Raw genomic sequence first — 16,702 nt, 5'->3', positions numbered from 1 at the left:
GTCATATGCATATTTTTCTCTACTATTAGCGAACTTCACAGTTCTAAAAAACTCTATAAATATCTTATGACTCTCTTTTATATAACATATATACCATTCAAATTGCGTAAAAAGACTCATAGATTGAGTGCTTGTCTCAATATTATAGAAACAAACAAAACACATTGCATAATTATGCAATCAGGATTGATGGAGCATGTATAAACAACAATATTTAAATGCTTTCTACCAAGAGGTTAAAAACGCCTTACTTTAGGGAACTCTGTAGAGCGCTTTCCAATAACCATCATCTCATGTAAACAAGATTAGAAATTGGTATCATTATTTATACCACCATGTGCCGATTTTCAATAAAATACTCAGAAAAATAGTGTAAAACTATTATATGGATTACTCTTAATCATGAGTGGGTATAGAACAGAAAGAAATAATCACACAATATTCCTTAGCAGAATAAACTAATACCATTAGATTATTTTTGATCGCTTTCTATACAATTAATTCATAGATTATTTATGGGGTTATCTTTAATATTAATGACTCGTATTAGATATCTATCTAATAAAACGCGATTTGTAGAATTAAGAAAAAACACACAATAAAAACATCAAAAATATTTCACTAAAATACTATACTTAATAAATCTATGTTTCCTGGCAAACGAAGAGTTTTGCCAGGAAACATAATTAACGTGTATATGAAAAATATGCAGAAAATAGATTATTACCTTACTACAAGGTTACTAAAACTTTTTATATCTGGAATTAATTTAGTAAACTATTTAACCCGCTTAAAAAACACCATTTTTCAAGATGTAACATTTAAGATTAAAAGGACTACCATGGCATCTTATAATACCAATGAATTCCGTTCCGGTCTTAAAATCATACTTGATGGTGAACCGTACGCAATTATTCATAATGAATTTGTAAAACCTGGGAAGGGACAAGCTTTTAATCGAGTCCGTCTGCGTAAACTAGTCTCTGGTAAAATACTGGAAAAAACCTTTAAATCCGGTGACTCGGTAGAAGCCGCTGATGTAATAGATGTCTACTTAACCTATCTTTACAATGATCGTGAATTCTGGCATTTCATGAGTAATAAAAACTTTGAACAGTTAGCTGCTAATGCTAAAACCGTGGGAGACAATGCTAAATGGCTTGTAGAACAAACTGAATGTGTACTCACTCTCTGGAATGCTAAACCCATTATTGTAACGCCACCTAACTTTGTGGAGTTAAAAATAACCAAAACCGATCCGGGTCTGAAAGGTGATACCGCTGGAACAGGCGGGAAACCGGCTACACTAATCACGGGTGCACTGGTACGAGTCCCACTGTTTGTTCAAATCGGGGAAGTGATTAAAGTAGACACGCGTTCTGGTGAATATGTATCCCGTGTGAAATAATATGTAGTTGAGGATGCCGATTTTCTAGCGTTTATGGAACATAAACCAAGGTCTGATTAAGAGACATAATTTGTCTAGCTTTAAATCCAATTAAATCAGTATAACTCAACGCCAAGAAAAGTAATATTCATATGCAATTTAGAGCAACTCTATGTTGTAGCTTATTACGGATTCCTCATCCTAACGCTCTTAGCGAGTTGATCAATCAAAAAAATGTTGGCTATGAAATTCCTAAAGCATAATCACTGCGATTGTTGCTAGTTTTCCGTACTTTAAAACAGTACTGATCATTGCATATCAATTGCCATATGTACACATCAAAAATAATTTTACGCTGTGCTTGTATTGATGAATGAAGACAAGTAGAATAGAACATTAATTCTAAGCCGCACCGTAAATTATCACGTTCCTTGCTTCCATGGAAAGCAGTTGACCATGCCAGGAGGCTAAATAATCCGTAAGGAGCAATTTCATGCGTCATTACGAAATAGTTTTCATGGTTCATCCTGACCAAAGTGAACAGATTCATGGAATGATCGAACGTTATACTACCTTTATCACGCGTGATAAAGGTCAGATCCATCGATTAGAAGACTGGGGAAGACGCCAGCTAGCATACCCAATTAATAAACTGCACAAAGCTCACTACGTTCTACTAAACGTAGAATCGTCGCAGAAAGTAATTGACGAGCTAGAAACAGATTTTCGCTTCAATGAAGCTATCATCCGCGGTATGATCATGCGCGTCAAACATGCAGTAACTGAAGCTTCACCAATGTTGAAACCGAAAGACGAACACCGTGAACACCGTGAAGATTTTGGTGCCGAAACTAATGAGTCTGGTGCTAGGGATTCTGAAGAATAATCAGTGATAATGATAAATCTTCTACATTCTACCTAAAATTATGAATTATTGATGTTTCTTACTACAGCATAATTCTATGATTGATCGAGAATCACCCACCGGGTAAGCACACAGATATATCCTAAAAGGGTTTATAGTTGCAATCAAGGTCACATTGACTCCAGCGACATGAGCCTAAACGCTATACATGCTTGATTTAAAATATTCTGGAGACTAGCTCTATGGCACGTTATTTCCGGCGGCGCAAGTTCTGCCGTTTTACCGCTGAAGACGTTGTTGAGATTGACTACAAAGACATTGCAACTCTGAAAAACTACATCACTGAAAGCGGTAAAATTGTTCCAAGCAGAATTACGGGTACAGGCGCCAAATACCAACGTCAGTTAGCACGTGCTATCAAGCGCGCGCGTTACCTTTCCCTGTTGCCGTATACTGATCGTCATCAGTAATTTTTTATTCTCCAGTAAACTGTAGAGGAGCAGATGATGAAAGTCATTCTACTTGATAAACTTACTAACCTAGGTAGTTTAGGTGAACAAGTAAACGTGAAATCCGGTTATGCTCGTAACTATCTCTTGCCAAAAAGTAAAGCGGTGCTAGCCTCCAAGGAAAATGTGGAGTTTTTTAATGCTAAGCGGACTGAACTTCAAACTAAACTAGCCGAAGCTCAAGCAACAGCGGAATGCTACGCCGCACAAATTACTGCACTAGGCAGTATAACCATCACTTCTAAAGCAGGTGAAGAAGGTAAACTTTTTGGTTCTATCGGTGCCCGTGCCATAGCTGACGCCATCACCGATGCCGGCGTAAACGTCACTAAAAATCAAATACGTCTTCCTCACGGAGTGTTACGTACTACAGGTAACTTCTGCATCAGAATTCAAGTAAACAAAGAAGTTTTCGCCACTCTCAATGTGCTCATTGCTCCAAAAGCATAACCATAAGATAAAATGCATGCTTACACAATTTTTAAAAATTATTGAATCTCAATATGTAAATTTCAGTGCTCTCGCTCTATAAAAGCGATATGTTTTGTCATCAAAACAACAAGTTTTATTATGCTCTCACAGATATATGAGAGCTAGAATAAGTACATTACTCTCATTTTAATATTTAATATCATCAAGGATGATATAACACCAGGGTTGGTATAACCCATTGATCCACTAGTAATTATACGATTAATTTAATATCACATACTCAATTGTGATAAAATGTTGACCTTAAATACCCTTACTTTTATAGTAAGGTGACTGTTCTCAATCCTAACAGTTATAGTCAAGAGACTTTTGATGTTTTTTCAAAAGGGGAATTAAGGTCGTCTAGATATTTTTAACCGTAATTCAAATATATTAATTCAATATCGGACCCATGATCATTACTCAGCATGGTTTATGCCAATAGCGCTAAATAATCCCTCTAAATCACCAGATAATTAATATTATCAACATTTCTTATCAATGATCGCATTCCCGCACTAAGTTAATTAGTGAAATTGCTTTTTTCATAATCATATAAATCTTGCGATTTAATTACTGCTTACCTATTTATCTAACACAAAATCGCAGCTAAAGTATCAGGATACTACTAATATTAAGACAGCATAACTCATAAGGATGATATATTGGATACTAAAAGAGAACGAAAAAAAATAGAGACATTACCTTTTATCTCCGAGAAATAAATACTTCAGATAAACAGAGGTATTAACATACTTAGTTTTTATTAAATGCAGGAGCGCAATATAAAAAGACTTATTTCACTTTTATTACCACAAAAATCGCCCGCCAATGAAATTGAATTAATCCGCTACGCGGATATGCTCACAGGATATACGATTGGTGAGTTATCCGCACATGCTGCTCTAAAAACTCCCCCTAATCTGAAATATAACAAAGGATGGATTGGCGGGCTTATAGAACGTTACCTGGGAGCCAATGCCGGCAATAAACCCGAGCGAGATTTTTCTAACATCGGCGTGGAACTTAAAACGATCCCAGTAGATGAAAATGGAATACCTTTAGAAACTACTTTTGTCTGCGTAGCACCACTAACTGGTAATAGTGGTGTGATTTGGGAAACTAGTCATGTACGCTATAAATTAGCACGAATTCTCTGGATTCCAGTAGAGGGGAAACGGACGATTCCGCTAGCACAGCGCCGTATTGGTGCCCCCCTCTTATGGAGCCCCGATACAAAGGAAGAACTACAGTTAAGATATGACTGGGAAGAACTGATGGATTTAATTGTATTAGGGAAAGTAAAACAGATTAACGCCCGTTATGGGGAGGTTTTACAATTACGACCCAAAGCTGCTAACTGTCGCACATTAACCGAAGCTATCGATGAATTTGGTCAGATTATCCTGGTGGTGCCACTCGGTTTCTATCTAAAGAAACACTTTACTGCAAAATTGCTGGCTCGACACTTCTTGTCATAACTGCATGTCTTCTATCAACCACTGCGACAAATATTCAGGTCATAAAAAATACGTAAAAACAGATAGTTAACCACCTAATCGATGATTAACATATCACAATAGTTTTCGTCTTTTACTAAAAAAAACGAAAATTTAAAGGGGTAGATATACACTTCAGATAAGTAACAAACTCACATAAACTTTAAGTAATAACCATATTTCGGCAGGTTAGCATTTTGCTTCTTCAATAAGTTATTAAGTAACACATTTCATCAATATGTTATCACTATACAATGCAATATTTTCTAAATTAAGATTGAAAAAGAGAACACCATTAGAATCCAGATTAAATTAATCTACGGTTAGATTTGAATCATTTAAAATACCGATATTTTGAAAACTTCAAATTATAAAATAGCAATTTAATGAAATTAAGAAACACGGCTACTTCTTCACACCAAGTTGCGCCATATTCTTGATTATCTTATGATGTAGCACTTTAAACACCTATGATATTATTTCGCTTATTAAACTGGAACTCTTTGGAGTAACTGTATGAAAGTGATCTTGCCTGATTTCCGAGGATCGTGCGTTCTGGTGGTGGGGGACGTGATGTTGGATCGATACGGATACGGTCAAACTACCAGAATCTCACCGGAAGCACCAGTTCCTATCGTAAAAGTGGATGCCATTGAAGAACGCCCTGGCGGAGCAGCAAACGTCGCAAGAACGATTGCGGCGTTAGGCTGCCATTCTCGATTAGTTGGCCTGACAGGTATTGACGATGCCGCCAGGGTACTGGAAACGCGCCTCAATGAACTAAACGTAACCTGTGATTTTATCTCCGTTCCTACCCATCCCACAATCACTAAGCTTCGAGTATTATCTAGAAATCAACAGCTTATACGTTTAGATCTGGAGAAAAGTTTTTCCGATGTCGATACCACACCCATGATAGAACGAATTCGGATGGCATTACCAACAATCGGTGTTCTCGTGCTTTCTGACTATGCGAAAGGCACACTAGCGTGCATACGTGAAATTATTACACTAGCACATATCGCTGGTGTAACCGTGCTTGTTGATCCTAAAGGCAACGATTTTAGTCGCTATAAAGGGGCAACGTTACTGACCCCCAATCTATCCGAATTTGAAGCAGTAGCAGGGTCTTGCCAAGATGAAGAAACACTACTGAAGCGTGGCATGAAAGTCATTGCTGATTACCAGCTATCATCGCTGTTGATTACCCGTTCGGAGAAAGGTATGACCCTTCTGCAATCTAACAAGAACCCCTTGAATTTACCAATGCAAGCGCAAGAAGTCTATGACGTTACCGGCGCAGGCGATACCGTTATTGGTGTGCTAGCGGCGGCAATAGCAGCCGGTAATAGTCTCGAAGAATCCTGTTTTTTAGCCAATAGCGCGGCCGGTTTAGTAGTTGGAAAACTAGGCACTTCCAGTGTGAGTCCTATCGAGTTAGAGAACGCTATTCGCGGACGCGCCGCAATAGGCTTTGGTGTAATGACAGAGAACGAGTTAAAACTAGCGTTAGTTCTGGCACGTCAGCGAGGCGAGAAGTTGGTTATGACTAACGGTATTTTCGATATTCTACATGCTGGGCACGTCAGATATCTCTCTAATGCTCGCAGGTTAGGCGACCGACTTATCGTGGCTGTAAACAATGATGCTTCTACTAAACATCTAAAAGGAGAAAAGCGCCCGATAAATCCTCTTCTAAATCGCATGAGCGTCCTGGCTGCACTCGAGGCAGTAGACTGGGTTGTACCTTTTAGCGAAGATACACCACAGCGACTAATCGCCAATATACTACCCGATATACTGGTTAAAGGTGGAGACTATCAACCGTATCAAATCGCCGGCAGCCAAGAAGTATGGAAGAATGGTGGACAGGTGTTACGATTAAATTTTGAAGAGAACTGTTCTACTACTAGTATTATCAATGCTATTCAGAATAGCAATCAGAGTTAGACCCATTCTTCAAATGGAGGAAGGAACGGAACGTATACTGAAACCTATATTATATAATTCTTTAAAGGGGCATATGCTAATCTAATAGTGCTAGTTTGACTAGCATAGACCTCACTAGGAAGTTACGTCTCTGTTCTAATATCCTTATCGTGTTTTATTACAGATTCTAGAGAATTGAGTCGCAGTTCTAACTGATTTAATTTCTCACGAGTATGCAACAGCATTTGGGTCTGCATATCAAACTCTTCTCGGCTTACCAAATCCATACGAGCGAATTGATTTTGTAAAACTTGACGGATTTTTTTCTCCACGTCATCGCCCAAGTGGCGTATACCTTGGGGTAGTGATTCCTGTACCTGATGCGCAAGCTGTTTAAGTTTTTTTGGATCAATCATAGTAAATTCCCCAACTAGTCACAATATATGCAATTATACTGAATAATTTGATATGATTTTTTAAATAATCTTATCAAACTGGATATCTATATTTTATAGAGTATTATGATGCTTTACCATCCCATTTGAATTGATGCCATACCTGATTATATAGGTATATATAGACCCCAGATTATTTCTAACTCTTATTATCAGAAATCAGAATGGATTTGCGGCTGACTTAATCCATTCAAGAACGAATCGAATTAGTATTTCCTTATAACAGTGCATCTGAGTAGTGCAAAACTATAGTTTATCATTTTTTCTGTTTCCTATAATGCAGGATAAATAACCATGAAAAATAATCAATCAATATCACCCTAAAAATATTATATATGAAATGCAATTTCAGCGTCTTAGGAAATGATAAATTAGATGAAATCAGATAATTTGACACCAATGAAAAAATAGAGTTATAAAGTACAATGTAGAATTAAAAAAAAACACTTCACATATATTTATGTAACCATAGTCATTGATTTTAAACAGTTAATAATACAACTTGAGTCCTTTACTAAAAAGCAGCCTCTAGCAGAAGAAAAGCCGTATTTCACAAGGAAATACCACATGTAAGAAATTTGGGTTATCTCCCTCAGTAATGAATAACGTTTTTCGATTGTAACTAAGCAAGACTCCTCAAGATCGATATCCCCCTTTCTCTGATTGCTAGTGGTCTTCACAGCGCCTTCTCCCGCTAATTTAATATTGTATAATGGAAACCACTCTGACGCTCTAGTATCTTTTATTAACTGATACAATTTCTAGTGATATTCTTAAAACTAGTTAAAAACTATATAATATCTTTTACAGTCAATAAATATCTGAGTTTTTTCTCGTCAGCTGGATACACCTCAGAAATATGTCTTCTGTAGTTCTGTAATCTACTCTATACACCTGCGATTTTCTTAACATTTGATGGTTAGAATGGAGTAGCAGAAAATACCAAAAATAGTACTCCCCCCTCACTAGATAGTTTATAACCACCCAACCATAGCTCACCCTTTAGTTGATTTAAATTCGTCTTAAATATGATTTTTTAGCTAAACAACCTTTCTTCAAAAGAGCTTGAAAAACAATTCAGGATTTGTAAATGTTTAGAAAATGATAATTCTCGAATACAGCGAGTTTTATTTTAACCTTTCCATCTTACCTCACTTTTTTGTCTCAGTAACTAGCATCCATCTTTCTACAGGCTTTAAAAGTGGTTAACTTTAAATGCTTTATACAAAATGTAGTAGTATCCAGACAGATAAAAAATAAAGATATATTTATTCATAAACTTACAGGTTATTTACCTTGACAGTAAGTTGGACTGTTAGGATGTATGAGATAGCGGTTCGCTTTTAGATAATTATATAAATTTGCACACGCTATAAATCGAATTGTTTACAGCTGGAAATGATAAATGGGTTGTGATGTGTCTTTAGGGCACTCTCAGCATAGCAGCAATACACCGATACTTTCGCCCAATCTTAACCAAGGATTGCCTTTCAGGATTGATTGAATACCAATAATTAAAAACAAAGAATTTGTAGACTACCTTTTGGGTCTAGGAAAATGTTATGTAAAAGGAAATAGATATTCAATACATATTGAATATCTATTCAAGACAAAGCACCAACCTAGACCAGGCTATATTTAAAAAATAAATCACATATTCCTTCAGGTGAAAAATAATATATCAAACGTACCTATAAGGGTGACTACCTGTATAACTTGGATTTTTATATCCATATGAATATAAAACTTACAAACCGATTCACTATCAACGAGGGGGAAAATTCCGGATAATTTTACTAAAGAGATTTGATTCTTTGTTATGATAAAAATTTTTAAGTCAGTCTTTTTTTTTGATCGAAATAAGAGGACTTGATAGAATCAAGAAAAATCGAGCAATGATGGGTCGTGCAGGATTCGAACCTGCGACCAATTGATTAAAAGTCAACTGCTCTACCAACTGAGCTAACGACCCTCTTTATAAACTTTATCAAAAATGGTAGGTGATGACGGGCTTGAACCGCCGACCCCCTCCTTGTAAGGGAGGTGCTCTCCCAGCTGAGCTAATCACCCTTTTGCTGTATGGGGTGAAATTATAGGCTATCGCAAAAAGGAGTCAATGGTTTTTTAAGTACATTTTCATATTTGTATTTAATTTAGCTATTCTACCTGGAATTTTCTCATTCAGGGATAAAATTAATAAAATATAAACAGGCATTTAAAATGCCCCCTCTAGTCTGCTAGACTATTTTCCACTCTTTTGGTAAAAGCAAGAAATTCTATTAGATAGTTACGGTATACTACAGTATATAATTTTATTACTGATCATGTTATATACCGTTGTCATTGATATGCATTAATTATAATAACATTATTCTAAAAACACGCCAGATAATAAAACCACATACTATTAAATGAGTAGGCCATATTCTCTGTTATTTATAAGTAATTTAATTGGTTATTGAAATTACCAGAGTAATTTTTCACAACAATACTTTATACTATTTTAATGCTTTTCTAACTCTCGAACATGAATATGTTCTCCACTCAAGTTTTATAATATAAATCCTAGATCGTTTTATCTAAAGTCATGGATAGATAAAAAGACCGGGATTTGAATGTTCATTGTCTTCTAAAAAGACTAAAGACACCACTAATAAAAATACACATGTAAATGCTAGGTATACTCAGGTAATGGGTATGGTGTTTTTATTTTCTAAATAACCATCGGAGCTTCAGAGAACCATCATCTTCAATAAAAGGAATCCCTATGATATTTTCTCTTATTTATCCTCCTTAAACAGGTATATTTTCTATCCTGATAACTAAGCTAGAAGGAGTATGGAATCATTCCAGATAAAACACTTAACTATAACAATATACTTCAATTCTCAATTAAACTCATCAGATGAAAAATAAAGTGTAAATCATTTTCAATGTCCTTTTACAGATCCTATTATTTCCATTAATAGAGATTACTTGCCTCATTGATAAAATGCGCTGATAACAGAGAGTTTTGTTTGTATCGAACCAATCGTTATTGTATAATGTCTAACGTTTTGTTATAGGTTTGTCTATTTAGATAAATGCTGGGTGGACTGTGGTAGCTCTTGTTTCGGATTTTGAGGAAATTATGTTAACTATTAATGCTACAATCCGTAAAGACCAGGGAAAAGGTGCCAGCCGCCGCCTACGGCTTGCAAATAAATTCCCAGCGATCATTTACGGCGGTATTGAAGCCCCGATCACAATTGAATTGGATCATGATCTAATGTTAAATGTCCAGAAAAAAGAAAGTGTTTACAGTAAAATTCTCACTCTTGTAATCGATGGTAAAAAAAACACAGTAAAGATACAAGCGGTGCAACGTCATCCATTTAAACCAAAACTGAGTCATATCGACTTTATTCGCACCTAAATATTTATCATCGATGCACATCTCTTTTTGATAATCTTTTTATCAAAAACTATAGCAGGCAGTTATTTAATCAAATAGATCCTATAATTAGTTTTGAGTCATTTAGATTTATCACGAAGCTACGGCATGATGTGTTCTTAAGTATCATTATATTTCATCATGATGTTACTCATGATGAACAACTCACTTAAACTTTATGAGAAAAACGCAGTCACGATCTACGTTGTCCTTTGATTACCACACACCTTGGAACTAACAAAATAGCTAGCAAGAAATATAGTTAGGAAAATATTATTTCTTTAGAGACTCACGTCAGCTAAATAAAAATCTTTCCCCTATTTTCGCTATACGTTCTAGAATCTTTAAATCGATTCATTATCCACATTAAAAGTAATGAATCTTTCACATTATAGTCATATGACTAAATTCATGCTCATACATTACATTCCTAGATTATTCCCGGAAGGTTATGTCTGTATTTCTTACACTTCGCTTTATCCAATGAAATCAAAAATTTATTAATATATTTTGAAAAAATAATATAAAAGCATACAATTTGAAAAATCACTGCACGAAGGCATCTAAATGTGATATCGATTTTACTCAGGAAATAGCACATAAAACCTAAGCACACTATCTCTCATTGAGAAGACAATGAAGACGGTTCCAGATATTCTTGAGGATTTTAAGTGCGTTACTGATGCTAATTTCGGAAATCCCCACAAAAACGTGGCTGGCTACGCCGCCGTAGAGGCCTACCAGAATAGATAATACGATCTCAGGTACTAATATATTTTGCTAATTCTTCCCACAGTACGGGATACTTGATTGGCTTATAGCGGCGGTCTATATGTGATATAGATGCTTTTAAACAAGGGGGCCGGTACCTAAATTCCAATATATTTTTTTGCTTAACCGTCAAACTTAGCGCATGGAACAGTACCTTAATGTTAAATTGATAGTGTTTGGACAAGGAGCACGGGATCCCAAAATGCAAGATGTTATACCTCTTCCAATCAAGAAGAGCAGTATCAGCTAATGAAATATCTATATTTGGTAATACTGGATCTTGGTTAAAACTGAGATAAATACCACAACCCTCACAGATAAGGCAAGTAATCAATCGATTATCACCGAAAAAAACCTAGATTCAGCTCAGGTGGCAATAACTATAAATTAGTAGTCTCAGCGACCTGAAAACACCAATCCTTGCGCTTTTTTATCATCGATATCTGCTACTATGTCGGTACCACCTTAAAGATAGAGAACTATGTCAAAAAAAAATCCCGCTAGGCGCTTTCCCCTACCCTCGAAAACCTTAAAACTATTAACCACCATTTTAACAGTATGTTTTTGTAGTGCAAGTTTCAGTAGTGCTACTAAAATATAGATATCTTTATTGATTAAAACTCAGATATAGCCCTGCTTGATAGCTTTGCAAATATTTTTTTGCCCCTCTTTTCACGATTTAACAATAGTCGTTAAGACGACTAACCATTTATCTTCTGCTTGTAAAAATACACCCTCTACCATCTATCTGAGACTCTCTGCTACCCATCAGCACATTCTTATCCAAGAAGCGAGAGATACCAATATGGAAACATAAAAGACAAAGATAATTATAGATCTCGATGATTGTTTCTACTATCAAACGAGGATCATAAGACGTGAACTTTTATTCAATTGATACAGAAGGCAATAATTTTTCTATATAATCAAGATGTTGTATATCTAACAAAGATAAAAACTATCTAAGATAGGGAGAAAATAAGTCTATATATAACCGATGCCCGGCATCATACAGCGTATCGAATGCCACGGATAATTTACTGGAACCAGATCACTACACCGCATGGATTCTCGTGTTCTACACGTTTAACAGCAGCACAGCAGCACAGCAAACTACCACCTGCGCTTAATAATTGTGATTTTTCTAATTTGTTGATATATTGTCTAAATTTAATAACATATTCTTTACGTGAGAGCCCTGATCATGTTATAATGATAAAATTGCTTATTAATTTTATCATTATCAGGATACTTTTATGGCTAGTAGAGGCATTAATAAAGTAATTCTAGTCGGAAACTTGGGTCACGATCCGGAAGTTCGCCATATGCCTAATGGTGGTTCAGTTGCCAATATTACCCTAGCCACCTCGGAGAACTGGCGCGATAAGCAAACCGGCGAAACCAAGGAAAAAACTGAATGGCACCGTGTGGTGATTTTTGGTAAACTAGCTGAGGTAGCAGGTGAATATTTGCGGAAAGGTGCTCAAATATATATCGAAGGATCCCTACAGACTCGTAAATGGCAGGATCAAAGCGGGCAGGTTCGTTATACGACCGAGATCATAGTCAATGTTAACGGTACCATGCAAATGCTCGGTGGTCGCCAGGGAAGCACACAGCACAATACCTGGATAGAACCTCAGCAACTACAGGGCAATCGCATAGAATTGAGCAACGCAAATACCCCGGTAGAAAGAGCAGCGAAAAACACGACATCCGTAACTAATAATGAATTACCGATAGATTTTGATGACGATATTCCATTTTGAATCTCAAGAAAGACACCATTAGCTTAAAATTACTTCTTAGCCTCATTATACGAGGCTTTTGCTTTTTTCAGGGTTGCTATTATGGATTTACAATCCAGAACGGACTCACATTGTTTACCAAAAAAACAAAAGAATTTTCAGCATTAAGTATGGAGCAATAAACATTATCAATACCTTCTTTATCGCTATCCTATACTTAAAACAATTTTGTTTTGATATGTCTAACAATATTTTATATATTAGTCATGTAAAACCTTATCTGATTTAAATAATCATCATGTTTCATTCTACGTGGCAAAAGAAAAATACCGGTACCCAGTTATATTAGACCTTGTGTAGAAAAAAAATGATACCTCATTCCCATTTCAAAAGGAATGCTTACCGCCAATATACTAGTAAAAACATATTTGATGTTAGGATTAACCATAACCTTTTAAAAAAAGAATATATTTTTATAAGTCAGGTAACGTTATTGTTTATTAAAAATAAATAAACACCTATAAAAAATAAACCGCACTATGACCTAGTGCCACTAGATATATTCATGGAACAAACTATTACTAATATCTGATGATATCAATATGTCAGATATCAGAAAATTACCAGATCTGGTAATCATTAACCACCAATAATAAAAAAGAGTATCCGCTAATGTAAACAGATTTTTTTATAGTTGAGATAGTATGATCAACAAAAGTCCATCATTATTGTATTTTTAGTCTGTTATATCGCTCAGTAGTTCTCTATCTTGCTATAAAACATTAGCGCTAAAAGTCTCGATCATAATCCGAAAGCGAAAAAACATGTGTCAAAATGGATGATAACTTTCATCACGTTAGGAACTTATATCAGCTGACTTAGGTATATAACAACATAGATCAACTATGAATAAAAAAGGAGATATCAGTAATTTATGTACTATAAAAATACAGCAAACGAATCTAATTATTAGATTAGAAAAGAAACACATATTTCTTCAAATTCATTTTGTGCAGTTGCATCGTCTACGTTACTCTCTGGAACAATAGCCTAGTTTTTATCGCTCTATGCTGGTCAAACCACCTGCAACGAGATCCAGTAAAGACTACCAGCTAAAATAATCGCCACCGGAAACGTTAGTAACCAGGCTAACAAAATCTTCTTTACCGTCTTCCCATGTACGCCACCACCATCGACTAACATGGTACCAGTTACTGCGGAGGACAACACATGGGTGGTCGATACCGGCATGCCAGCATAGCTGGCAATACCGATAGAGACAGCTGTAGTAATTTGTGCCGACAACCCCTGAGCATATGTCATGCCTTTTTTGCCAATTCTTTCACTAATCGTGGTAGCCACACGCCGCCAACCAACCATGGTGCCTAAAGACAACGCTAACGCCACAGCGACTATGATCCACATCGGTGCATACTCCACTGTACAAAGTAGATCATGGCGCAAGTTTAACAGCAACTGTTTATCAGCACTTAATGTTTCTGGCCGCTTTGCTATTTTATCAGCGGTATCGGCAATGCATATCAAAAGACGGCGTATACGAGAACGCTCATCTGAATTAAGTGATTCATAACTATCTAGATTTTTTAACAATAATGAGGTGTGATTAATGGTTAATAACGCTTGAGATAGATCGCAATGAAAGATTTTAGTCGGCTTTATCTTTACCAAATCTGGATACTGGTTGTTTCTTATCGACAGAATTCTACTACTGGAAATGAGCAAATGAGGGTTCTGCATATAATAATGTTTTAAATGATTTACAGCATCGCGGGTTCGGCTAATGTCATAGCCAGTAGCGTTTATATTTACGACAAATCCTGCTGGTGCCACACCTATTAAAACCAGCATGATCAGCCCAATCCCTTTTTGTCCATCATTAGCACCGTGGAAAAAACTCACACCAACCACAGAAAAGATTAAGGTGATACGGATCCAAAACGGCGGTGTATGCTTACTATCTTTCTTTTCCCGCTCCGTCGGAGTCATATGAATACGGCAGCGTTGTTTTGTGCTGCTCCAGTAGCGACGAAGAATAAAAACCATTATTCCTGCAATTACTAAACCAACTACCGGTGAAATAATAAGCGATAGGAAGATTTCAACAAGTTTTCGGAGATTTAGCACTTGCACGATTGAGAGATTATTAACTAATGCGTTAGTTAAGCTAATACCAATAATCGCACCGATTAAAGTATGTGAACTCGAAGCCGGAAGGCCAAAATACCAAGTGCTGAGATTCCAAAGAATTGCTGCGAGTAACAAAGAAAAAATCATTGCTAAACCGTGAGCAGAACTAATATTGAGCAAGAGGTCAATAGGCAACAGATGAACAATAGCATAGGTTACACGCAACCCGCCCATTAACACCCCGAGGAAATTAAAAACTCCGGAGATAACCACCGCTAACTGAGAACCTAAGGCCCGAGTGTAGATGACGGTGGCTACCGCATTCGCCGTATCATGAAACCCATTAATAGCTTCGTACGCCAGAACAAAAATTAAAGCGATCAGTAACATTAAACCGGTATAAAACTCTAACCCAGTGAATAAATGTAGCATAAAGAGTTACGCCATTGTTTGGACATCGACGGGATAAATCATCTGTAAAAAATGTCACGGAAAAATATATTCAGTTTAATAACGGCTCTTAAAAAGCCGCGTTATCATCTATCCTATAAACAATTTAATACAGTAAAATATATTTTACTTACCCGACCATGTTAATAAAAAAACACAGTATCACCGCGCTTATCACAATCTGGCTGCAATCTTCATTTTTCTCAGAAATGATTAAATGACTTGATTATAATCATATAATTAAAACTGAAAAACCAAGTTTCTTTATCGCAACAGATATCTTTTTATTGCTTTTCACTTGTCATCCATGGCCTTAAGAAGTACTGATTATATCAGAAAACACTCTACCTCTTGAGATCTAACGCAGTAATGTCAACAGACAATTATACTCATTTATCCCATAAACAAGTGCCGTTTCAACCGGATTAGATAACAATACACTAGCATTAACATTTAACTTCTATATATTGGCAAAAAACACTTAGTTCTTCGATTCAAAATCGCTTGATGATCTACTTAGCATAATTGTATGTATGCTAATCTTACTCTCTTCGAGCTCATCTATTTTTCTCTATTGTTACTTCTGGTCGCATTGCGTAACAAAAAATTTATCCCGGCGCCTCTTTAAAACTGCATGATCATGATGAAGAACTCTACTTACAACACCGTAAAACCTATTTACCATGTTAAGCATCTTGCATATGTTCTTACTTATATCGTCGTTAGATTTACGTAAAAACATATAACTTAAGATCAAATAAAAGAGATTCTGATAAAACAACAATCTGTTATAAACACTCTAACGCCTTGAAAAATAAATTAAAATTTTTCACTTAACTCAGTTAATAACGCTTACGTTTCAGTAAGCGTTACATTGTTATAAACAATGAACCAGAGTGCTATTATCCTTTCAATCTCTCATGTGGAATCTAAATGCAAGAGAGCTACCTAATGATTAGAAGATTTCTATTCTCATGATGAAATATATTTAAAAGAGGACCCCATAGATATAAGGAATTAATCTTTAGATAATATCT

General features: G+C 35.9%; 10 protein-coding genes and 2 tRNA genes. 8 read left to right on the top strand and 4 right to left on the bottom strand.

Annotated features, from left to right (window positions below; translation table 11 throughout):
- Positions 1–841: 841 nt before the first annotated feature.
- The 6 genes from efp (at position 842) to hldE (ending at position 6,681) form a co-directional block, all read left to right on the top strand.
- Positions 842–1,408 (top strand): elongation factor P, encoded by a 567-nt coding sequence (gene efp, locus GFK82_RS01225; protein WP_226811112.1) that lies wholly within the window; start codon positions 842–844, stop codon positions 1,406–1,408.
- 472 nt (positions 1,409–1,880) lie between these two features.
- Positions 1,881–2,273, top strand: a complete 393-nt coding sequence (gene rpsF / locus GFK82_RS01220) for a 30S ribosomal protein S6 (RefSeq protein WP_226811111.1) — start codon at positions 1,881–1,883, stop codon at positions 2,271–2,273.
- A 221-nt stretch (positions 2,274–2,494) separates the two neighbouring features.
- Complete coding sequence (gene rpsR / locus GFK82_RS01215; RefSeq protein ID WP_226811110.1) at positions 2,495–2,722, top strand: 30S ribosomal protein S18; 228 nt, start codon at positions 2,495–2,497, stop codon at positions 2,720–2,722.
- Positions 2,723–2,758: 36 nt separating this feature from the next.
- Positions 2,759–3,211: a 50S ribosomal protein L9 gene (gene rplI, locus GFK82_RS01210; RefSeq protein ID WP_226811255.1), complete on the top strand. Its 453-nt coding sequence runs from the start codon at positions 2,759–2,761 to the stop codon at positions 3,209–3,211.
- A 791-nt stretch (positions 3,212–4,002) separates the two neighbouring features.
- Positions 4,003–4,713, top strand: a complete 711-nt coding sequence (gene mutH / locus GFK82_RS01205) for a DNA mismatch repair endonuclease MutH (RefSeq protein WP_226811109.1) — start codon at positions 4,003–4,005, stop codon at positions 4,711–4,713.
- Between the two features lie 534 nt (positions 4,714–5,247).
- Positions 5,248–6,681, top strand: a complete 1,434-nt coding sequence (hldE, locus tag GFK82_RS01200) for a bifunctional D-glycero-beta-D-manno-heptose-7-phosphate kinase/D-glycero-beta-D-manno-heptose 1-phosphate adenylyltransferase HldE (protein WP_226811108.1) — start codon at positions 5,248–5,250, stop codon at positions 6,679–6,681.
- A 122-nt stretch (positions 6,682–6,803) separates the two neighbouring features.
- Here the strand turns inward: hldE and ubiK are convergent, their stop codons facing one another.
- From ubiK to GFK82_RS01185, 3 genes are all read right to left on the bottom strand, one after another.
- A complete protein-coding gene (gene ubiK, locus GFK82_RS01195) occupies positions 6,804–7,076 on the bottom strand; it encodes a ubiquinone biosynthesis accessory factor UbiK (protein WP_226811107.1) in 273 nt (90 codons plus the stop codon).
- Between the two features lie 1,938 nt (positions 7,077–9,014).
- A tRNA-Lys gene (locus tag GFK82_RS01190) sits at positions 9,015–9,087 on the bottom strand.
- A 22-nt stretch (positions 9,088–9,109) separates the two neighbouring features.
- A tRNA-Val gene (locus GFK82_RS01185) sits at positions 9,110–9,185 on the bottom strand.
- A gap of 1,060 nt (positions 9,186–10,245) precedes the next feature.
- On the opposite strand from GFK82_RS01185, the gene rplY reads away from it, so the two are divergent.
- Together rplY and GFK82_RS01175 are read left to right on the top strand one after the other, a co-directional pair.
- Positions 10,246–10,530: a 50S ribosomal protein L25 gene (gene rplY, locus GFK82_RS01180; RefSeq protein ID WP_226811106.1), complete on the top strand. Its 285-nt coding sequence runs from the start codon at positions 10,246–10,248 to the stop codon at positions 10,528–10,530.
- Between the two features lie 2,045 nt (positions 10,531–12,575).
- On the top strand, positions 12,576–13,088 hold the full coding sequence (locus tag GFK82_RS01175) for a single-stranded DNA-binding protein (protein ID WP_226811105.1): 513 nt from the start codon (positions 12,576–12,578) through the stop codon (positions 13,086–13,088).
- Positions 13,089–14,141: 1,053 nt separating this feature from the next.
- Here the strand turns inward: GFK82_RS01175 and pitA are convergent.
- Positions 14,142–15,647, bottom strand: a complete 1,506-nt coding sequence (pitA, locus tag GFK82_RS01170; RefSeq protein WP_226811104.1) for an inorganic phosphate transporter PitA — start codon at positions 15,645–15,647, stop codon at positions 14,142–14,144.
- Positions 15,648–16,702: the final 1,055 nt, after the last annotated feature.

The sequence above is a fragment of the Candidatus Steffania adelgidicola genome, assembly GCF_020541225.1.
Classification (GTDB): Bacteria; Pseudomonadota; Gammaproteobacteria; order Enterobacterales; family Enterobacteriaceae; genus Steffania; species Steffania adelgidicola.
Note: the sequence above shows the minus strand (reverse complement) of the source record. Positions and strands in the feature narration are given on the sequence as shown.